Here is a 17,129-nt window from a genome sequence, read left to right on the forward strand (position 1 = left end):
TAGCAAAGAGAAAGGGCCGCCTGCGCAATGCAAGCGACCCCTTCCGATTTCAAAGCTAATGGAACTTAGAACTTGGTACGCAGTGTCAAACCATAGCTGCGTGGTTCCTGGATAAATGCCGAACGCGAACCGGACCGTAGAACGGTGTTGAATGTAACACCGCGTGTGATCTGGTTGGTCACGTTTACAGCGAACAGTTCCAGCGCCCAGCGGTCATCTTGCGAACCGATACCGGCACGAAGGTTCAGCTTGACGTTACCGTCTTGAATATCAAACGGAACCAATACTCTGGACGTCGCGATTGCTGGGTCAAACGCTTGCGTCGAAGTCCGGCTATCCGAAGTCATACGGCCCTGGGCGGTGATGAAGAAATCCAGGGAATCGCCCAGATCACGTTCATAGGTCGCACCCATGATACCGACAATTTCAGGCGCATTGGTAAGCGAGTTTCCGCAAAGGTTTGTCACGTTAATCGCTGTTTGCGTACCCGCACAATCCGATGGGTAGTTTGCGTCGGTATAGGTCAAACCTGTGTTGATCGTCAGGCTGTCGCTTGGCCGAATAGTCGCCTCGATTTCAACACCTTGCGTGTTCGCTTTGGGAACGTTGAAGGTTTGGAATTGAGCCCCGGTGAATTCAAGAACCTGGAAGTTTTTAAACTCTTCGCGGAACGCAGCAATATTCAGCGTCACGGCATTGTCGATCAACTTCGCTTTCAAGCCGACTTCATAGGCATCTACAATTTCCGAAGCGAAGCGTGGGTCCGCCCCGCCAGCAGCGGCTGTTGAATCGAGGTTGAAGCCGCCTGATTTGTAACCGTGCGTGAAGCTGGCATAGACATTGACCGGATCGGCAAATGCATAGCTGAGCTTACCAGTGTAAATCAGTTCGTTGTCTTTGAACTTCGAATTGAAGGTCCGTGGAAGCGGGAACACAGCAGCTTGCGGAAGATCAGCCGGAGCGGTGAAGGCAAAACAACCTGTGCCGAACACATTGTTAATCAAAGGCCCAGGAACGCCGCCTGCTCCGATAGACGCGAGGATCGCGGGACAGATTGCGTTGGTATTGTTACCCTGTGCAAACGAACCATCCTTGCTCTCGTCCGAATAACGCAAGCCAATGGTCAGGCTCAACGCGTCAGTGATATCGAAGGTATTGTGCGTGAACACAGACCAGCTCTTGCTGTTTTGTGCGTAGAGGTTTGTGTTGGTCGTTCCAGCAGGGTCAACGCCACCGGACAGAACGGTCAGAGGGTTTGCTCCCAAGGCGCCGCCGGTGGGTGCAAAGAACAGCGCCCCGATTAGTTCGCCATAATCCTGACCGAGCGAGAAGCTGACCGATTGTGAAATGTCTTCTGTCGAATAATATGCGCCAACAAGCCAGCTCAACCGTCCGTCAAGCGCATCACCTTGAACACGAAGTTCGTGGGTCATGGTTTCAATGCCAGTCAGGTTGGCATCAACATTGAACACATCGATACCGGAGAAATCGGAATCGTATTTCTCGAACGAGTCATATTCGCGATACGAACCGATATAGATGATGTCAGCCGAATCGCCGAGCGGGATTTCAATCTCCCCGGTTACGCCCCACTGATCAGCTTTCGTGATCGGTGCGAAATTGGCAGATGCGATCCGCGAATCTGCGGCAGCTTCTGCCGTGGTCTGGTCAAACCGGTCGGTTGCAACAACTGGGCCAGCCATACCGCCGCGTGGGCCTAGCCCAACGAGACCGAACAGACCGGCAGTTTCTACTGGAGACTGGAGCAATTCGATCGCTGCACCAAATGGTGCCTTGCTCTTCGAATAATCACCGATGATACGGCCACGGATGCCGCTATCGGTTTCCCAACCGAGTTGGCCTCTGATCAGATATTGATCAACACCGTTGGATTCACCAACGCGGGCACCAGTGCCATCAACTACAGTAATATAGCCATCACGTTCACGATAGGCACCAGTCACGCGGAGCGCGAGAGTGTCCTCAACCAGTGGAACGTTTACCGCGCCCTGCACGCTCATCAAATCGCGGTTGCCGTATGTCGCATTGGCGAAGCCGCCAAATTCCGACAGGTCAGGGCGTTTGTTGGTGATATTCAGCGCACCAGCCGAAGTGTTCCGGCCGAACAAAGTGCCCTGTGGGCCACGAAGAACCTCAACCCGTTCGATGTCGACAAATTCCGACAAAGCGATACCGGGGCGTGACTGATATGCACCATCCACGAAAACACCAACCGCGCTTTCAAAACCGATGTTGTTCGATGTCGTACCGACACCGCGAATACGGAGAACGACCGAGCCCGAAGATGTCTGTGCGTTCGAAGTCGAGAAGCTAGGGGAAACCTGAGTGATTTCTTGGACATTGACGACGCCCTGACGTTCCAGCTGAACCGGGCTAACCGCTGTAACAGCGATAGGAATGTCTTGAACATCTTCCGCCCGGCGCGTTGCGGTAACGATGATGATGTCCTCATCAACCATCTCTTCCTGTTCGCCGGCAGCGGAATCTTGTGCCTGAACGGTCCCCGCAGCACCAAGTGCCAATGTAAATGCCGTCGTACTAAGCAGAATCTTTCTCATTCTCTTCCCTTTTTAAAACCTGCCCTTTTGGGCATGTGTTTATGATGATCTAGCACCGAAGTTCGGAACACGTCCTCTGTTATTTACATCTAATGCATAGGTATGCCGCCGCACACAATGGCAATGAAGAGGTTGCCTGACGCAACTTATGAACACAGTGGCCAAAATGCATCAGTAGTTTTTGGGAGATTTAAGACTCCTGCAATCTCTTCATAATCGAACAGGATTGCACCGTTGGGCGAAGAACGAGCTCATTCCGTAACGGAAAATCTGACCTGCCCATCGCAAAGCTGGCAAGTGGTGGACAGGATAGGATTCGAACCTATGTACGCTTGCGCGGGCAGATTTACAGTCTGCTGCCTTTAACCACTCGGCCACCTGTCCACTGGCTTGCCTGAAGCGGGAAATTCCCGCTGTGCTGGTCATCACGAAAACGCGAGCTTACCTGCCGAGAGGCGCCCCAATGGCGAAGGCGCGCTTGCCTGTCAATGGGGCTGCTGGCATGGGCGACGCATCAGGCCGAATTTCCCGGCTTTCCAGACGCATCCGAAGGAGTTTTCATGGCCAGGCACAAGAAGGAACGCGCGCTGAGAGGGCGCGCCGGTAGAATGCAAGGCGGACGCGGGAGCGGTCGCGCTAGCTCAGGCCAAGTGCGCCTATGGGGCCGTCATGCAGTTGAGGCTGCGCTGAAAAACCCAGAACGCCAGCATCACAAGCTTTGGGCCGTACGAGAGGCGCTTGAGACTTTGGACGGAGAATTACCCGAAGGCTTTCCGGTTGAATATGCGCAGGCTGCCGATTTGGCTCGCCACGTGACCAAAGACACCCCGCACCAAGGTTTGGTGCTGGAATGCGCGCCTCTGGAAGATATTCATCTGGAGGATGTTCTAGGCGCGGGAGCGGACCGACCTCTGGTGATTCTCGATCAAGTCACTGATCCGCATAATGTGGGAGCGATTTTGCGATCTGCCGCCGCATTCGGAGCAGCAGCAATTGTAACGCAAGACCGCCATGCGCCTCCGGAATCAGGTGTTGTCGCCAAATCTGCTTCGGGCGCACTGGAAACAGTGCCGTGGGTGCGCGTTGTCAACTTGTCACGCGCGCTCGATGAAATTGCCGAGGCCGGATATTGGCGGATCGGCATGGCCGGAGAAGCCGAGGCAACTTTTGCAGAGGCGCTTCCAGCAGGTCCAATCGCGCTGGTAATGGGCGCGGAAGGCGAAGGCATGCGGCAAAACATTAAAGCGCATTGCGATTCGATCGCGCGGCTCCCGATCAGCAGTTCGATCGAAAGCTTAAACGTTTCTAATGCAGCGGCGATTGCGCTATATGCGATTGCGACGCGGGCATCTTAGCGCCCAGGCTAGGGGGATTTATGTTTGAGGCCAATATCAGGAAGCGGCTCTCCGCAACCATGCTGGTGGCAGCTTTGTCGGTGTTACTTACGGGATGCTTTGTAACGCCGGGCAAGTTCGATTCAACGCTCGTTCTGAATAAGGATGAAAGCTTCTCCTTCACCTACACGGGCGAGATATTTTTCTTGGGCCTCAGCCAGATGGCGCTGATGGGTAACGGGGGCGAGGCCGAATTCTCTGCCGGCGGCTGTTATGACGAGGAAACCTATGAGGAACGGGAATGCACCGCCGAGGAATTAGCCAAACAGCGCGCTGAATGGGAAGCTGATGCCGAAGATCGCAAAGCCGAGCAATTGAAGAAAACCAAAGAAATGGCAGCGATGCTGGGCGGCATTGACCCAACCGACCCAGAGGCCGGCAGGCAGCTTGCCACGAAATTGGAGCGCCAACTCGGATGGAATAAAGTCGAATATCTCGGCGATGGCGTGTTCAACGTCGATTTCGCGATCAGCGGAATGCTCAGCCACGACATCAGCTTTCCTGTGATTGAAAACCTACCCGTACCAACCCCTTTCGTTCAAGTTGTGTTGCGTAAGGGAAGTCAGGTCCGCGTCAATGCTCCGGCGTTTGCTGCCAGCGACACCGGAAACCCAATGGCGACTGGCATGCTTGGAATGATGGCCGGTCTAGGAGGTGCTTTGACAGAAAAGGATGATGAGAGCGCTGAAGAAGCAATTAATGGCATCCCCGTATTGGAGGGAACATTCTCCATTGTAACCGACGGCCAAATTCTCGCCAACAACACCGATGAAGGCCCTAGCGAATCTGCCGAAGGTCAGACCCTAATTTGGCAAGTTTCGCCTATGACCAAAGCTGCGCCGACTGCGCTTATTAAACTGGGCAGCTAAGCCGCGGATAATCAGTGCTGACAAAAAAGCCCCGCTTTCCCTTAAGGAGAGCGGGGCTTTTTCTAATGTAAAAGCTGATGTCGCGGATCAGTTTACCGCATCCTTTAGGCCCTTGCCCGCTTTGAACTTGGGCTGGTTCGAGGCCTTGATGGTCATCGGCTCGCCAGTGCGAGGATTGCGGCCGGTCGATGCCTTGCGCTTAGCAACAGAGAATGAGCCGAAGCCTACCAAGCGCACTTCATCGCCATTTGACAATGCGGTCTGAATTGAATCGAACACGCCTTCTACTGCACCTGAGGCGTCGCTTTTCGACAAGCCACTTGCATCGGCAACCGCACTGATCAGATCGTTTTTGTTCATAGTGTGAACCCCCAAAAAGAATTTATACTGCGAGGCCGGTGAATCGCCTCAGCGAAGGGGAGTGATAGAAGGGATTTTTCCAGCCACTGTCAAAGGCAATTCAGCCGAATCTATCCTGAAACCGGACAATACCACATAATTTGCGACTAATTGACGCCGTGACGCCAAGCAAGTCTTGTTAGGCCACTGAATAAGCCATCAATTGGGCAGCGCGGTCTTCTGGTTTGATTCGCCGCATGGATAAGCGGCTCCGTCACGGCTAATGCGCGGTCGGAGCCGATCCATCTTTCGCGCCCGCTGCACCAGGCTGGCTCGCCAAATCATCCGCCTCGGTCCATTCGATCGCCGCTGGCATCGAAGTCAGCGCCGTTTCGAGAACCTGATCAACATGCGAAACTGGAATGATCTCTAGGCCATCGGTTACATTCCCAGGAATCTCTGCCAGATCTTTTACGTTGTCTTCGGGAATGAGCACGGTCTTGATCCCGCCGCGAAGCGCCGCGAGGAGTTTCTCTTTGAGACCGCCGATCGGCAAGACTCGGCCGCGCAAGGTGACCTCGCCGGTCATCGCCACATCTGGACGAACAGCGATACCCGTTAGGGTCGAGACAATTGAGGTAACCATACCGACGCCGGCGCTCGGACCATCTTTGGGCACAGCCCCTTCGGGAAGGTGGATATGGATATTCTTGCGCTGGAAGATCGATGGCTTGATCCCGTATGCGGGCGCCCTCGCCTTCACAAAACTAAATGCAGCCGCAATGCTCTCGCTCATCACATCGCCCAATTTACCGGTCGATCTTATTTCGCCTTTACCCGGCGTGGTTACGCTTTCAATTGTCAGCAATTCACCGCCAACCTCGGTCCATGCAAGACCTGTGACTGCGCCAACTTGCGCATCTTCATCGGACACACCGTGCTTGAATTTGCGCACTCCGGCAAATTCGCCAAGATTGTCCGGCGTTACGACCACGCTGGTGACTTGCTTCTCGACAATCTTACGCAGGCTTTTGCGTGCCAGTCGCGCAATTTCGCGCTCCAGTGTCCGCACACCAGCTTCACGGGTGTAATAACGGATGAGGTCGCGCAGACCTTCTTCGGTCAGCTCGAATTCGCCTTCTTTCAGGCCGTGTGCCTCAATTTGTTTGGCAATCAAGTGACGCTTGGCAATCTCGACTTTCTCATCCTCGGTATATCCCTCGAGACGAATGATCTCCATCCGGTCGAGCAATGCTTGCGGCAGGTTCAGACTGTTCGCAGTAGTGACAAACATGATGTCCGACAGATCGACATCGAGCTCCAGATAATGGTCCTGGAATTTCGAATTCTGTTCGGGATCGAGCACTTCGAGCAGAGCCGATGCCGGATCGCCTCGGAAATCCTGCCCCAGTTTATCAATCTCATCGAGCAGGAATAACGGGTTGCTAGTTCCAGCCTTCTTCAAATTGGTTACGATCTTGCCCGGTAACGAGCCGATGTAAGTGCGGCGATGGCCACGAATTTCGGCTTCGTCGCGAACACCGCCGAGCGATTGGCGAATAAATTCGCGTCCAGTGGCGCGAGCAATGCTTTTGCCGAGCGAAGTCTTACCAACACCGGGAGGACCAACCAGACACAGTATCGGGCCCTTCAGCTTATTGGTCCGGGCCTGAACCGCAAGATATTCTATGATCCGGTCTTTGACCTTCTCCAACGCATAATGATCAGCGTCGAGCACTTCCTGCGCCTTAACCAAATCCTTCTTAAGCTTGCTTTTTTTGCCCCAAGGCAGACCAAGCAATACGTCCAGGTAATTGCGCACCACGGTGGCCTCGGCGCTCATCGGCTGCATACCTTTGAGCTTTTTCAGCTCGCTGGTCGCCTTGGCCTTCGCTTCCTTGGAAAGCTTCATCTTCTCGATCTTCTCGGCAAGCTCGGCCAATTCATTGGCATCTTCTGCTTCGCCACCCAATTCACTTTGAATCGCTTTCATCTGCTCGTTCAGATAATATTCGCGCTGGGTTTTTTCCATCTGGCGCTTAACTCGGCCACGGATTTTGCGCTCAACCTGCAAAACAGACAATTCGCCTTCCATGAAGGCCATTACCATTTCAAGGCGGCGAAGCGGATCGTTTTCGGTGAGCAAGCCCTGCTTGTCAGAAACCTTGGTGTTGATCGCTGCAGCTACCGCATCAGCGAGCGCACCGGCATCGTCGATCTCTCCCAGATTTTCGCTAGCATCGTCACCCAGCTTCTTGTTGAGCTTCGCATATTCGCCAAATTGCTTGGTGACCGAGCGCATCATCGCGGTCACTTCGCTTCCCGACGCAGTTTCAGGTTCGAGTATATCCACATCGGCAACGACATGTTCGCCCTCTGCCCGCAGCTCGCTCAATTTGGCGCGCGCAGTGCCTTCGACCAGCACGCGAACCGTGCCATCGGGCAATTTCAGCAATTGCAGCACCTGTGCCACAACGCCGACATCATACAAATCATCGCCCTGCGGATCGTCGCAAGCCGGATCGAGCTGGGCAAGAAGGAAGATATCTTTTGATCCCTCCATCGCCACTTCCAGCGCCGCAACCGATTTATCACGGCCGACAAACAGCGGCACGACCATGCCGGGAAACACAACAATGTCGCGGAGGGGAAGAAGGGGAAAACTACTCATATCAAATCCATATGTCTGAGCGGGGTTGAACCCGCGCTTACCGGTTGATGGAGATATGGGTAGCGCAGTGCAAAGCTGCAATGGGAATCAGCCAATCAGCTGTAGAGTCGGACGAGCGTCCAGCAAATAGTAATGCCTAACGCTCTAACCGCTTGCTGCCTCGAAGTTGCGTTCAAATGAAAGCCCCTCTGGCTTTTTTTATGCCATTGCGGAGCAGGCGCCATCGAACGGTGGCCTGATACACGAAAACGCATCCGTCCACAGCGGCAGCCACCGATGCGAACGGACGCATCGGTCCCAAGACCGCTCCCATCAAGTCGGTAGGGTCAGCCTAATCCCTGAAGCTCGGATCGATCCGGTCAAGTTTCCGCAGCAATGCTGGCCAAGCCAGCCCTTGTGCGACCATGCCAATGCCAGCAGGCGGGGTCTGTGCTTTCACCTTTTCGGGTGTGCCTTGCGGCGGATTGTTGAGGTTTTCGATGCCGGCGCTGAGCATCTTTACCTGCGCATCGCAGGCACGCTCTATAAAATACAACCGCAGGAAACATTCCGCGACGCTGTTGCCAATCGCGAGCGTGCCGTGATTGCGCAGGATCATCGCGTGTTTGTCGCCCATATCTTCAACCAGACGATCGCGCTCTTCCAGATCGGTCGCGATGCCTTCATATTCGTGATAAGCGATGTCACTGCGAGCGATCATGCCGGTTTGCGTATGTGGCATCAGACCTTCGCTCATTGCGCTGACGGCTTGGCCTGCCGGTGTGTGCAAATGCATTACCGAATGCGCCGCTTCGCAATTCATATGCAGTGCTGAGTGGATCGTGAAGCCAGCGGGATTTACCGGATGCGATGTCTCGATCACCGGCTGACCTTCGACATCTATCTTCACTAGGCTGGAGGCGGTGATTTCCTCGAACATCATGTCATATGGGTTGATCAGGAAGTGATGTTCTGGCCCCGGTACGCGGGCGGACAAATGGGTGAAAATCAAATCATCCCAGCCGTATAGAGCAACAAGCCGGTATGCAGCTGCAAGATCGACCCGGACGGCCCATTCTTCAGCGCTCACCTTGCCGCGAACATCCGCATCGTTACCAACACCGTTGTCATTCATCACAGTTGCCATGATCTACTCTCCAAATCAGTCTTTCATTCACCCTATCACGAGTTGCGATCAACCCATACCGGGCAGATTGAACCCCGGGGGCAAGCCCATTCCGGCCTGAATACTCTTCATTTCTTCTTCCGAAACGCGGTCTGCCTTTCCCCGCGCATCGTTAAATGCGGCGGTAACGAGGTCCTCGACCATCTGCTTTTCCTCCGGCTTCATCAGGCTGTCATCGATACTTACACCCAGCACGCGGCCCTTGGCAGAACAGCGCACCTTGACCAAACCGCCGCCTGCTTCGCCGGTGACTTCGATAGCATCCAGCTTTGCCTGAACATCATTCATTTGCGTCTGAATGGTTTCGGCGGCCTTCTGTGCAGCCTGAATCATTTCTTCCATGGATTTCATAGTCTTTTCCTCAATTCTTCAGCGACCCCAAGAGGCCTGGCCCCGTGCGGGAGCAATTTCTTCTTCGACCATTTCGGCCTCGGGGAAGACATCCATCGTGGCTTCCACCAGCGGATGTTTCTTCAACAGTTCGAGGGCAGCGCGCTGTTCGGCTTCACCCTCTTCGACCAAAGACGGTGCGCCAGCTTCCTGACATTCTTCGACCGTCCAACGGTCACCCGTCAAGCCCATCAGCGCATCGCGTAATTGCGGAGCAATGTCATCTTTGAACTGACTGGCCCGGCTAAAGCGCAATTTGCCGGGTTCAAGCGAAACAATCCGGACCTGTAATTGCATTATACTTGAGGCCAAATGATTGCCGTTTGCCCCGACTTGTTCGGTCAATTGCTTCCAGCCAATTTGCGCAGCTGGAGCAGCAGTGGTGTTCCCCTCGCCAGTTGGCTGGGCAGAGGCTGCACCTATCTCCGCAAGCTGTTCAAGCTTCGTCGCTAGCTTGCCTGGATCTGGCAAATCAGCCGCATGCAGCACCCGTAGCAGCGCCATTTGAGCAGAGACAAGTGGGTCGGGCGCCTGCCGAACTTCATCGTGCCCTTTGAGCAGCAATTGCCATAGTCGGTGCAACTGGCCCGGCGCTAAGCGCCCCGCCCAGTCTTTCAGCGCAGCGCCTTCTTCTGCGGTTGGAGCTTCGGGCTCCCCTCCGCCGACTTGGGCAAGCGTGATCTTGTGCACCAGATCCATCAACCCGCGCATCAAGGCGATCGGTTCAACACCCAGCGCATATTGGTCGTTCATTGACGACAACATCGCTTGCGCATCTCCCGCGAGCAGAAGCCCTAGCATTGTGCGCTGCGCAGTCTTATCCGCAAGCCCCAGCATATCGCGAACCCGCTCTGCAGTAACTTGGCCCTGATCGCCCAAATCAGCATGAGCAATCGCTTGGTCGAGAATGGAAAGACCGTCGCGCACAGACCCTTCGGCCGCCATTGCAATCATGTGGAGCGCTTCGGTTTCGGCCTCCACTCCCTCTAGGCCACAAATTCTTGCGAAGTGGCCTTCGAGAAGATCAGTGGTAATCCGTCGCAAATCGAACCGTTGGGTCCGGCTCAGTACCGTAACCGGCAGTTTGTCGACTTCCGTCGTCGCAAAGAGGAACTTCACATGCGCAGGCGGCTCTTCAAGAGTCTTCAGTAAGGCATTGAAAGCATTGCGCGAAAGCATGTGGACTTCGTCAATAATGTAAATCTTGTAGCGCGCCGAGACAGCGGCGTAGCGGACCGCCTCGATTATCTCGCGAACGTCGTCCACGCCGGTGTGGCTGGCAGCGTCCATCTCGATCACATCCATGTGCCGACCTTCGGCGATCGCGATGCACGGTTCGCACTGGCCGCAAGGATTGATCGTTGGGCCACCCTGTCCATCTGGTCCCACGCAATTAAGCGCCTTGGCAATCAGCCTTGCAGTCGAGGTTTTACCCACTCCGCGCACACCAGTCATCAGGAATGCGTGCGCCAGCCGATCGCGCTTGATCGCATTCGCCAGCGTTTGCACCATCGGCTCCTGCCCGATCAGCTCGCTGAAGGTTTGCGGACGGTATTTGCGGGCAAGGACGCGATAAGGTTGGCCTGATTCCACTGGTTTCGCGGCCGGAGTCGGCGCTTCTGGTTCCCCTGCACCGAACATAGAATTCTGCCCTGCAGCTTCTAACTCCGCCGCGCTCGCCTGTGCATCGGCCGCGCCAGCATCTGCCTCAACCGGAGGCCCATCGTCCCAAGGCGGCGTATCTGAATTGTCCGGTGAATCACCCATAGGCACTTGGTAGGCGCAGATGCGACGATTGTCATGACCGTTTGTCACGATAGTGTGTGCAACAATTCAATGAAAAAGGAGCCGAGCGACCCGTCGCAACACGCCTTGGCTGCTTCCTTCCGGACCTGACCAGGTAAACGAACGCAAACGTCCACCCGACTCCCGAGCGGGCATATGGGGATAACAAGCGTCCGGCGCAAGTCGCAATTGCTAGGCCGGATGGCGCATTCAGGCTCTGTGCAGCAAGCAGATGCACATGTAATTTGTGAATCAGTCCATGGATGGTTATGAGCATAATAGCCGATTGGGAGTGCTATCAATGAAATTTTCCGCAAAGACGCTGACGGCAATGAAGGCGCTGACCACTGCTTGCATCGCACTCGGCTTGACCTTGCCCCAGCCTGTGTTCGCGCAAGATGTGGATTTTGGTGACGATTCCAGCGAATGGGCGATTGATGGCGAATGCGATGATCCCCGTTTCACCGGACCCGGCATGACCACAACACCTCTGCTTGATTCAGATATTCGCGCCGACGCGACCGATTGCAAGACAGCGTTTGATCAGGGGCGGATTGAGCTCAAGTCGGGTAGTTCCACACGTGATTCCTCTCGCATCGCATGGGGCGATGATAATGGCGAATGGGCCAACGATGGTGAATGTGACGATATGCGCTTCGAAGGCCCCGGTATGACGACCACGCCGCTGCTAGTTGAAGATGTAAAGCATGACGCAAGCGATTGCCGATCCGCCTATGAGGCAGGCAAGCTAGAGCTTCGTTCGTCGTAATCTGTCGGTTGGATCGACGCAAAGTTAGATTGGCGCTCCGTTATGTTGAAAATTGCATTGTCAAATCGTCACACGAGGCAGATAACTGTGGGCTTGGTCATTATCGGCTTGGCAATGCCACAACCCGCCTTCTCCCAAAACATAGACTTCGGTGACGACTCGAGCGAATATGCCAAAGACGGCGAATGTGATGATCTGCGGTTCACAGGTTCTGGCATGACCGACACCATTTTGCTCGATGAAGATGTCGGCCATGATGCCACTGACTGCCGTGTAGGATTCAATCAAGGCCGGCTGACTTTTGCAGGTCAAGCTGCTGTGACCGAAGGAATTGCACTACCGATTCAAGATGTGGATTTTGGCGATAATAGCAGTGATTTTGCTGGCGATGGCGAGTGCGATGATGTCCGGTTCGTTGGTGCAGGTATGGCTGAATCGCTGCTGACAGACAGCATTGGCAAAGATGCAGACGACTGCAAAGCAGCCTACGAAAATGGCAGGCTCGAATTTAATGCGCTATTTGCTGTTCCGACTGCCGATAGTCCGATCGATTACGGAGATAACAGCGCTGATTTCGCTAATGACGGCGAATGCGACGATATCCGTTTTACCGGTGACTATTCGGATGAGGTCATCTACCTCGCAGACAGCATCGGCCATGATGCCAATGATTGCCGCGCAGCCATGCAATCGGGCGAAGCACGCTGGCAAGGCAACGAAATCAAACCGAATTTCGGAATGGATATCTAGACCGCAAATTCCAATTTAGGCAAGCTTGGGAAGCTTACCGGAAATTATCAGCGTAGGCCTGTAATTTCAGAGATTTGGGCGGCGTTGCGTGCACACGTGCAGCAATCCCGTACTTGGCCGCATAGGCCTTCGCCGCTTCCTTATCTGGAAATGTCAGCTCAACTTGCGCCTGCGTATCGGCGCTGCCGGTCCAACCCATTAAAGGGTCAGCTTTGCGCGCTTCGGCTTGCTCGAATTCGAGAATCCATTTTTCCGTCCGGGCTTTGCCGGACTGCATCGCGCTTTGGGTGCGTTGGTAAATACGTGCTGCCATAGTTGCGCTCTTAAATCAGCTTGAGCCGCGTGAAAAGGCGTTCTTTGTTTTTAGGCTCGGCTTTTCTGTCCATGGTTGATCGGGCCAACGATGTTTCGGGTATCGCCCCTTCATATCCTTGGCCACATCGCGCCATGTCCCGCGCCAGAATCCGGGCAGATCGCGGGTTGCCTGAATGGGTCTTCCCGCCGGGCTGGTAAGCTGGAACAACAACGGCGTGGTGCCGATCAGCGGATGCTGGTCGAGGCCAAAAAGTGCTTGCACGCGCAGTTCAACCGAAGGTGCGCCCTCGCTCGCATAATCGATCTTGTGGGTCGTTCCTGCAGGGCTGGTAAATTCGCGCGGCGCAGCTTGATCGAGTCTCTGACGATCACTCCACTCAAGCTGGCCGAGCACCGCCTCCACAATTTTGCTTCTGGGAATGTCTAAATCTCGGCGCTTTGCTAGCAATGGATCAAGCCAGATTTCTGCGGAAGCACGCAAGGCACCAATTTCCAGTGAACCAATTTCCGCAAATTGGCCCCGCGCCAGCAATGCGGCTGGCACCAAATCCCCTATTCTGTCCCGAGCCAATTCACGCAAGGCTGCCTCAAATGATGCCGGGTCTGGTGACGGGTCTGGTCCGCTTGACAGAGTAATCGCGCCCATTCGGCGTTCCAATCGCGCTTCGAGGCGCGCCCCCCTCTCGTTCCATTTCAGGCTGGTCCGACGCTCTATTAAATGCCCAAGGTGTTCTTCGACCTCAGTCGGTTCCAAAGCTGCAGCGGCAGTAATGCGCGCGCCCTTCGCTTGGCCCTGCGCATCGGCAACCACCAACCATTCTGATCTGGCGAGCGGTGATGCCGGGTCGAGGAAGTAACCCCTACCCCCAGCTGAAATCCAATTCTCGCCGCTGGCATCGCGCCGCCGCGCAACATTGTCGGGCATGGCCTGGGCGAGAAACACTGCGGGACTAACCTGATCGCTTGCTGCGCTACCAATCAGCTTTTCTGCCTGCCGCGCCCAACGTTCCGCCAATTTGCGCGACGCGTCCGCCCTGCCAGACCTATCGCCGCTCCACCGTTGCAGACGTTGCAACAAATCCTCACCACGTCCGCCCAATCCGCGCTCTTGCGACAGTAGCGCCAACCGCGCTGCCTCCTCAGCCTGTCCCGCTCTGGCTCCGAACAGGAGAGCAGCAGCCATCGCCGGATCAACTGGCAAGGCCGCGATTTGGCTTCCCAACGAGGTAATCTGGCCGTCTGAGCCAAGTGCCCCAAGCTGTTCCAACCGTCGCCGCGCTGACCCAAGCGATGCTGCAGGTGGCGCATCGAGCCATGTCAAAGATGCCGGATCATGCGTGCCCCAGCGTGCCAAGGACAATGCCAGCGGCGCAAGATCGGATGTCTCCATTTCGGGCGGATCAAATTTGCGGCGGCCCGCATGTCCGCCTTGTTCCCACAGGCGATAGGCAACGCCCGGCCCTTGCCGCGCCGCGCGACCCGCACGCTGTGCGGCAGCCGCTTGGCTGGCGCGATGCGTAACCAGATGGGTAGTTCCGGCAGCGCGGTCAAATTCAGCTCGCCGCGACAGGCCGCAATCGACCACCACCGTCACACCATCGAGCGTGAGCGAAGTTTCCGCAATTGCCGTTGCCAACACGATCCGCCGGTTTCCGTTCTTGTCGCGTTTGATTGCAATACGCTGCGCCGCTGGCTCGACCTGACCGTGCAGCGGCAGGATAGGCACGTTCGGCAATCTCGCTTCCAGCCGTTCACGAACACGCTCAATCTCTCGCACGCCTGGCAGGAACGCCAGAATGTCGCCATCTTCCTGCTTCCACGCGGTCATAATCGCGGAGGCCATCTGGTCTTCAATTTGCTTTTCAGCACGCGCGCCCAGCCATTCAATCCGCAAAGGATGCGCCTTACCTTCGCTCTCGATAATGGGCGTGTCCGGTCCGACGATGCTTGCAAAGCGCTCGCCATCAATCGTCGCTGACATTACGCAAATTCGAAGATCGTCACGAAGCACTGCCCGGCTTTCAAGCGCTAATGCTAAGCCCAAATCGCTGTCCAGATGACGCTCATGTGCTTCATCGAATAGCACCGCGCTCACCCCCGACAACTCCGCGTCATCGACCAACCAGTTTACAAGAATTGCCTCTGTCATCACCAGAATGCGGGTTTTCGCAGAGGTTCTGCTGTCAAGGCGGGTCAGATAGCCCACCGTCTCGCCGGCCTTCTCACACAGTATCTCAGCCATCCGTTCCGCCGCCGCACGCGCCGCGACACGGCGAGGACTGAGCAGAATGATCTGGCCTGTGCACCAAGGCTCGGCCAGCAAAGCAGGCGCAACGGCTGTGGTCTTTCCGGCACCAGGCGGGGCAATCAGCACCGCCGTCCCGCTTTCGCTCAAGGCTTGAAGTAAATGTGGAAGCACCGTGTGGATGGGAAGGTTATCGCTCACCGGTTCGCCTTACCTAAATGGCAATGGGTGGGAAAGCGGCGATGCTAACTCATGCTTTAAACAAGCTGATCGAAGCTGGCTTTAGTAGCCCCTAGCCACCGCAAATTGTGCTGCCTCAGCCATAGCTTGGCGCGCTGAACTATCAGGGAATATCGATATTGCATCAACTGCACGGTTGGCGAAGTGACGAGCGCGATCCCGCGTTGCACCGACTGCGTCATACTTATCGATGAGCGCGATTGCTTCTTCGAGTGCGGCCGCATCGGACCGGATACCGGAGATAGCATCCTTCCAGAATTTTCGCTCGCCTTCAGTGCCGCGTGAATAGGCAAGGATTACCGGCAAAGTCATTTTACCTTCGCGGAAATCATCTCCCTGATCCTTGCCCATTTCGGCTGCATCGGAATCGTAATCAATCGCATCATCCACCAATTGAAACGCTACGCCAAGATTACGGCCATAGTCATCAAGTGCACGTTCCTGCGTCTCGTCGCATTCAGCCACAACAGCGGATATGCGCGATGCAGCGGCGAAAAGTGCTGCAGTTTTCGCTCCGATGATCCCCAGATACCGCTCTTCGCTGGTCTCAATTTGCCGTTGCGCGGTCAATTGATCGACTTCGCCCTCGGCAATGATCGCGCTCGCTCCTGATAGGATTTTGAGCACTTTAAGGCTGCCATCCTCGGTCATTAGTTCGAATGCTCTGCTGAACAGGAAATCACCGACCAGAACAGTTGCCGGGTTGCCATAGATGATGTTGGCCGCCGCTTTACCACGCCGCAAATCGCTACCGTCTACGACATCATCATGCAGCAATGTCGCGGTGTGAATAAACTCAACTGCGGCTGCAAGCTTGAAATGCCGCGTGCCGCTGTATCCGACCAGTTCCGCACCCGCGAGAGTGAGCATTGGGCGAAGGCGTTTTCCGCCGCCTGAAATTAAATGGCCAGCGAGCGCGGGAATCAAAGGGATTTCGCTCTGCATCCGATCCAGAATCACTGAATTTACCGAATTCATGCCCTGCGCGGTCAGCGCTAGCATCGGATCGAGAGTGGGCCGTTTACGCGGCAGAGAGACGACTTGCGCAGTCATGGTGCCGCGCTATTGGCCACCGTAAATGCTTAAGGCAAGTCACAACCTGCTTGGAAAGGGCGCAAAGTCCGTGATATGCGGTTAAGTGATGCAAGATTCCGACACAGACCCACAGCTCGCCAGTTATCGCCGCTCAATCGATAATATCGACGCAGCCCTGATCCATATGCTAGCGGAGCGTTTCCGTATTACGCAGGCAGTCGGAGAATATAAGGCACGCGTAACCTTGCCGCCAGCCGATCCTGACCGAGAATCCCGTCAGGTCGCCAGACTAAGAAAGCTGGCTGAAGAAGCGCATCTTGATCCGGAGTTTTCAGAAAAATTCCTTCGTTTTATTATCGAAGAAGTTATCCGTCACCACGAACAGGCCCAGCAAGCCTAGCGCAGACTCGATCCACTACTGAAATCACTCGTCATTTTTTTCAGGTCGGCTGGTGTCGCGTGGAGTCCGGCGAGGCGCTTGTTTAGGCGGTGCAACCCGTTTTGGAGTTGCACGCTTTGGATCTGCACGGGGAACTGCACGGGGAACTGCACGGGGAGCTGCTGCTGGCGGCGCCGATTGTGT

General features: G+C 55.3%; 14 protein-coding genes, 1 tRNA gene and 1 other RNA gene. 5 read left to right on the forward strand and 11 right to left on the reverse strand.

The features are described from left to right. Positions 1-65: 65 nt before the first annotated feature. Positions 66-2,579, reverse strand: coding sequence for a TonB-dependent receptor (locus GRI36_RS10685; RefSeq protein WP_235902223.1), 2,514 nt, complete (start codon positions 2,577-2,579; stop codon positions 66-68). Between the two features lie 298 nt (positions 2,580-2,877). Beyond that, a tRNA-Tyr gene (locus GRI36_RS10690) sits at positions 2,878-2,963 on the reverse strand. Between the two features lie 176 nt (positions 2,964-3,139). Between GRI36_RS10690 and rlmB the strand changes: the two genes are divergently transcribed. Both rlmB and GRI36_RS10700 read left to right on the forward strand, forming a co-directional pair. Further along, on the forward strand, positions 3,140-3,934 hold the full coding sequence (gene rlmB, locus GRI36_RS10695; RefSeq protein WP_160598451.1) for a 23S rRNA (guanosine(2251)-2'-O)-methyltransferase RlmB: 795 nt from the start codon (positions 3,140-3,142) through the stop codon (positions 3,932-3,934). Between the two features lie 20 nt (positions 3,935-3,954). After that, complete coding sequence (locus GRI36_RS10700) at positions 3,955-4,842, forward strand: hypothetical protein (RefSeq protein ID WP_160598452.1); 888 nt, start codon at positions 3,955-3,957, stop codon at positions 4,840-4,842. A gap of 87 nt (positions 4,843-4,929) precedes the next feature. Here the strand turns inward: GRI36_RS10700 and GRI36_RS10705 are convergent, their stop codons facing one another. From GRI36_RS10705 to ffs, 6 genes are all read right to left on the reverse strand, one after another. Next, positions 4,930-5,202, reverse strand: coding sequence for an HU family DNA-binding protein (locus tag GRI36_RS10705; protein ID WP_160598453.1), 273 nt, complete (start codon positions 5,200-5,202; stop codon positions 4,930-4,932). A 259-nt stretch (positions 5,203-5,461) separates the two neighbouring features. Continuing rightward, positions 5,462-7,852: an endopeptidase La gene (gene lon, locus GRI36_RS10710; protein ID WP_160598454.1), complete on the reverse strand. Its 2,391-nt coding sequence runs from the start codon at positions 7,850-7,852 to the stop codon at positions 5,462-5,464. A gap of 331 nt (positions 7,853-8,183) precedes the next feature. Beyond that, positions 8,184-8,978 carry a class II aldolase/adducin family protein gene (locus GRI36_RS10715; protein WP_235902224.1) on the reverse strand — a complete coding sequence of 265 codons (795 nt, stop codon included), beginning with the start codon at positions 8,976-8,978 and terminating at the stop codon, positions 8,184-8,186. Between the two features lie 48 nt (positions 8,979-9,026). Then, complete coding sequence (locus GRI36_RS10720; protein WP_160598455.1) at positions 9,027-9,368, reverse strand: YbaB/EbfC family nucleoid-associated protein; 342 nt, start codon at positions 9,366-9,368, stop codon at positions 9,027-9,029. Positions 9,369-9,386: 18 nt separating this feature from the next. Further along, the gene (locus GRI36_RS10725) at positions 9,387-11,174 is read right to left on the reverse strand and encodes a DNA polymerase III subunit gamma/tau (protein WP_160598456.1); all 1,788 of its coding nucleotides are present in this window, start codon (positions 11,172-11,174) and stop codon (positions 9,387-9,389) included. Between the two features lie 71 nt (positions 11,175-11,245). Continuing rightward, an RNA gene (ffs, locus tag GRI36_RS10730) (signal recognition particle sRNA small type) lies at positions 11,246-11,340 on the reverse strand. A 153-nt stretch (positions 11,341-11,493) separates the two neighbouring features. On the opposite strand from ffs, the gene GRI36_RS10735 reads away from it, so the two are divergent. Together GRI36_RS10735 and GRI36_RS10740 are read left to right on the forward strand one after the other, a co-directional pair. Next, entirely contained in the window at positions 11,494-11,961 is a 468-nt protein-coding gene (locus GRI36_RS10735) for a hypothetical protein (RefSeq protein WP_160598457.1), read from the forward strand. A gap of 42 nt (positions 11,962-12,003) precedes the next feature. Next, on the forward strand, positions 12,004-12,711 hold the full coding sequence (locus GRI36_RS10740; RefSeq protein WP_160598458.1) for a hypothetical protein: 708 nt from the start codon (positions 12,004-12,006) through the stop codon (positions 12,709-12,711). 34 nt (positions 12,712-12,745) lie between these two features. Here the strand turns inward: GRI36_RS10740 and GRI36_RS10745 are convergent, their stop codons facing one another. The 3 genes from GRI36_RS10745 to GRI36_RS10755 all read right to left on the reverse strand — a co-directional run bounded on the left by GRI36_RS10745 (position 12,746) and on the right by GRI36_RS10755 (position 16,564). After that, positions 12,746-13,024 carry an NADH dehydrogenase ubiquinone Fe-S protein 4 gene (locus GRI36_RS10745; RefSeq protein WP_160598459.1) on the reverse strand — a complete coding sequence of 93 codons (279 nt, stop codon included), beginning with the start codon at positions 13,022-13,024 and terminating at the stop codon, positions 12,746-12,748. A gap of 15 nt (positions 13,025-13,039) precedes the next feature. After that, positions 13,040-15,472, reverse strand: coding sequence for an ATP-dependent helicase HrpB (gene hrpB / locus GRI36_RS10750; RefSeq protein WP_160598460.1), 2,433 nt, complete (start codon positions 15,470-15,472; stop codon positions 13,040-13,042). An 81-nt stretch (positions 15,473-15,553) separates the two neighbouring features. Next, on the reverse strand, positions 15,554-16,564 hold the full coding sequence (locus GRI36_RS10755; RefSeq protein ID WP_160598461.1) for a polyprenyl synthetase family protein: 1,011 nt from the start codon (positions 16,562-16,564) through the stop codon (positions 15,554-15,556). Positions 16,565-16,652: 88 nt separating this feature from the next. On the opposite strand from GRI36_RS10755, the gene GRI36_RS10760 reads away from it, so the two are divergent. After that, entirely contained in the window at positions 16,653-16,946 is a 294-nt protein-coding gene (locus GRI36_RS10760) for a chorismate mutase (RefSeq protein WP_160598462.1), read from the forward strand. Positions 16,947-17,129: the final 183 nt, after the last annotated feature.

The sequence above is a fragment of the Pontixanthobacter gangjinensis genome, from assembly GCF_009827545.1.
Classification (GTDB): domain Bacteria; phylum Pseudomonadota; class Alphaproteobacteria; order Sphingomonadales; family Sphingomonadaceae; genus Pontixanthobacter; species Pontixanthobacter gangjinensis.

Bases quoted from the DNA above. Each gene is read 5' to 3' on its own strand.
- GRI36_RS10740 (WP_160598458.1), top strand. From the start codon at position 12,004: ATGTTGAAAATTGCATTGTCAAATCGTCACACGAGGCAGATAACTGTG.
- GRI36_RS10735 (WP_160598457.1), top strand. From the start codon at position 11,494: ATGAAATTTTCCGCAAAGACGCTGACGGCAATGAAGGCGCTGACCACT.
- GRI36_RS10725 (WP_160598456.1), bottom strand. From the start codon at position 11,174: ATGGGTGATTCACCGGACAATTCAGATACGCCGCCTTGGGACGATGGG.
- GRI36_RS10745 (WP_160598459.1), bottom strand. From the start codon at position 13,024: ATGGCAGCACGTATTTACCAACGCACCCAAAGCGCGATGCAGTCCGGC.
- GRI36_RS10700 (WP_160598452.1), top strand. From the start codon at position 3,955: ATGTTTGAGGCCAATATCAGGAAGCGGCTCTCCGCAACCATGCTGGTG.
- GRI36_RS10685 (WP_235902223.1), bottom strand. From the start codon at position 2,579: ATGAGAAAGATTCTGCTTAGTACGACGGCATTTACATTGGCACTTGGT.
- lon (WP_160598454.1), bottom strand. From the start codon at position 7,852: ATGAGTAGTTTTCCCCTTCTTCCCCTCCGCGACATTGTTGTGTTTCCC.
- rlmB (WP_160598451.1), top strand. From the start codon at position 3,140: ATGGCCAGGCACAAGAAGGAACGCGCGCTGAGAGGGCGCGCCGGTAGA.
- GRI36_RS10715 (WP_235902224.1), bottom strand. From the start codon at position 8,978: ATGGCAACTGTGATGAATGACAACGGTGTTGGTAACGATGCGGATGTT.
- GRI36_RS10705 (WP_160598453.1), bottom strand. From the start codon at position 5,202: ATGAACAAAAACGATCTGATCAGTGCGGTTGCCGATGCAAGTGGCTTG.
- GRI36_RS10760 (WP_160598462.1), top strand. From the start codon at position 16,653: ATGCAAGATTCCGACACAGACCCACAGCTCGCCAGTTATCGCCGCTCA.
- GRI36_RS10720 (WP_160598455.1), bottom strand. From the start codon at position 9,368: ATGAAATCCATGGAAGAAATGATTCAGGCTGCACAGAAGGCCGCCGAA.
- GRI36_RS10755 (WP_160598461.1), bottom strand. From the start codon at position 16,564: ATGACTGCGCAAGTCGTCTCTCTGCCGCGTAAACGGCCCACTCTCGAT.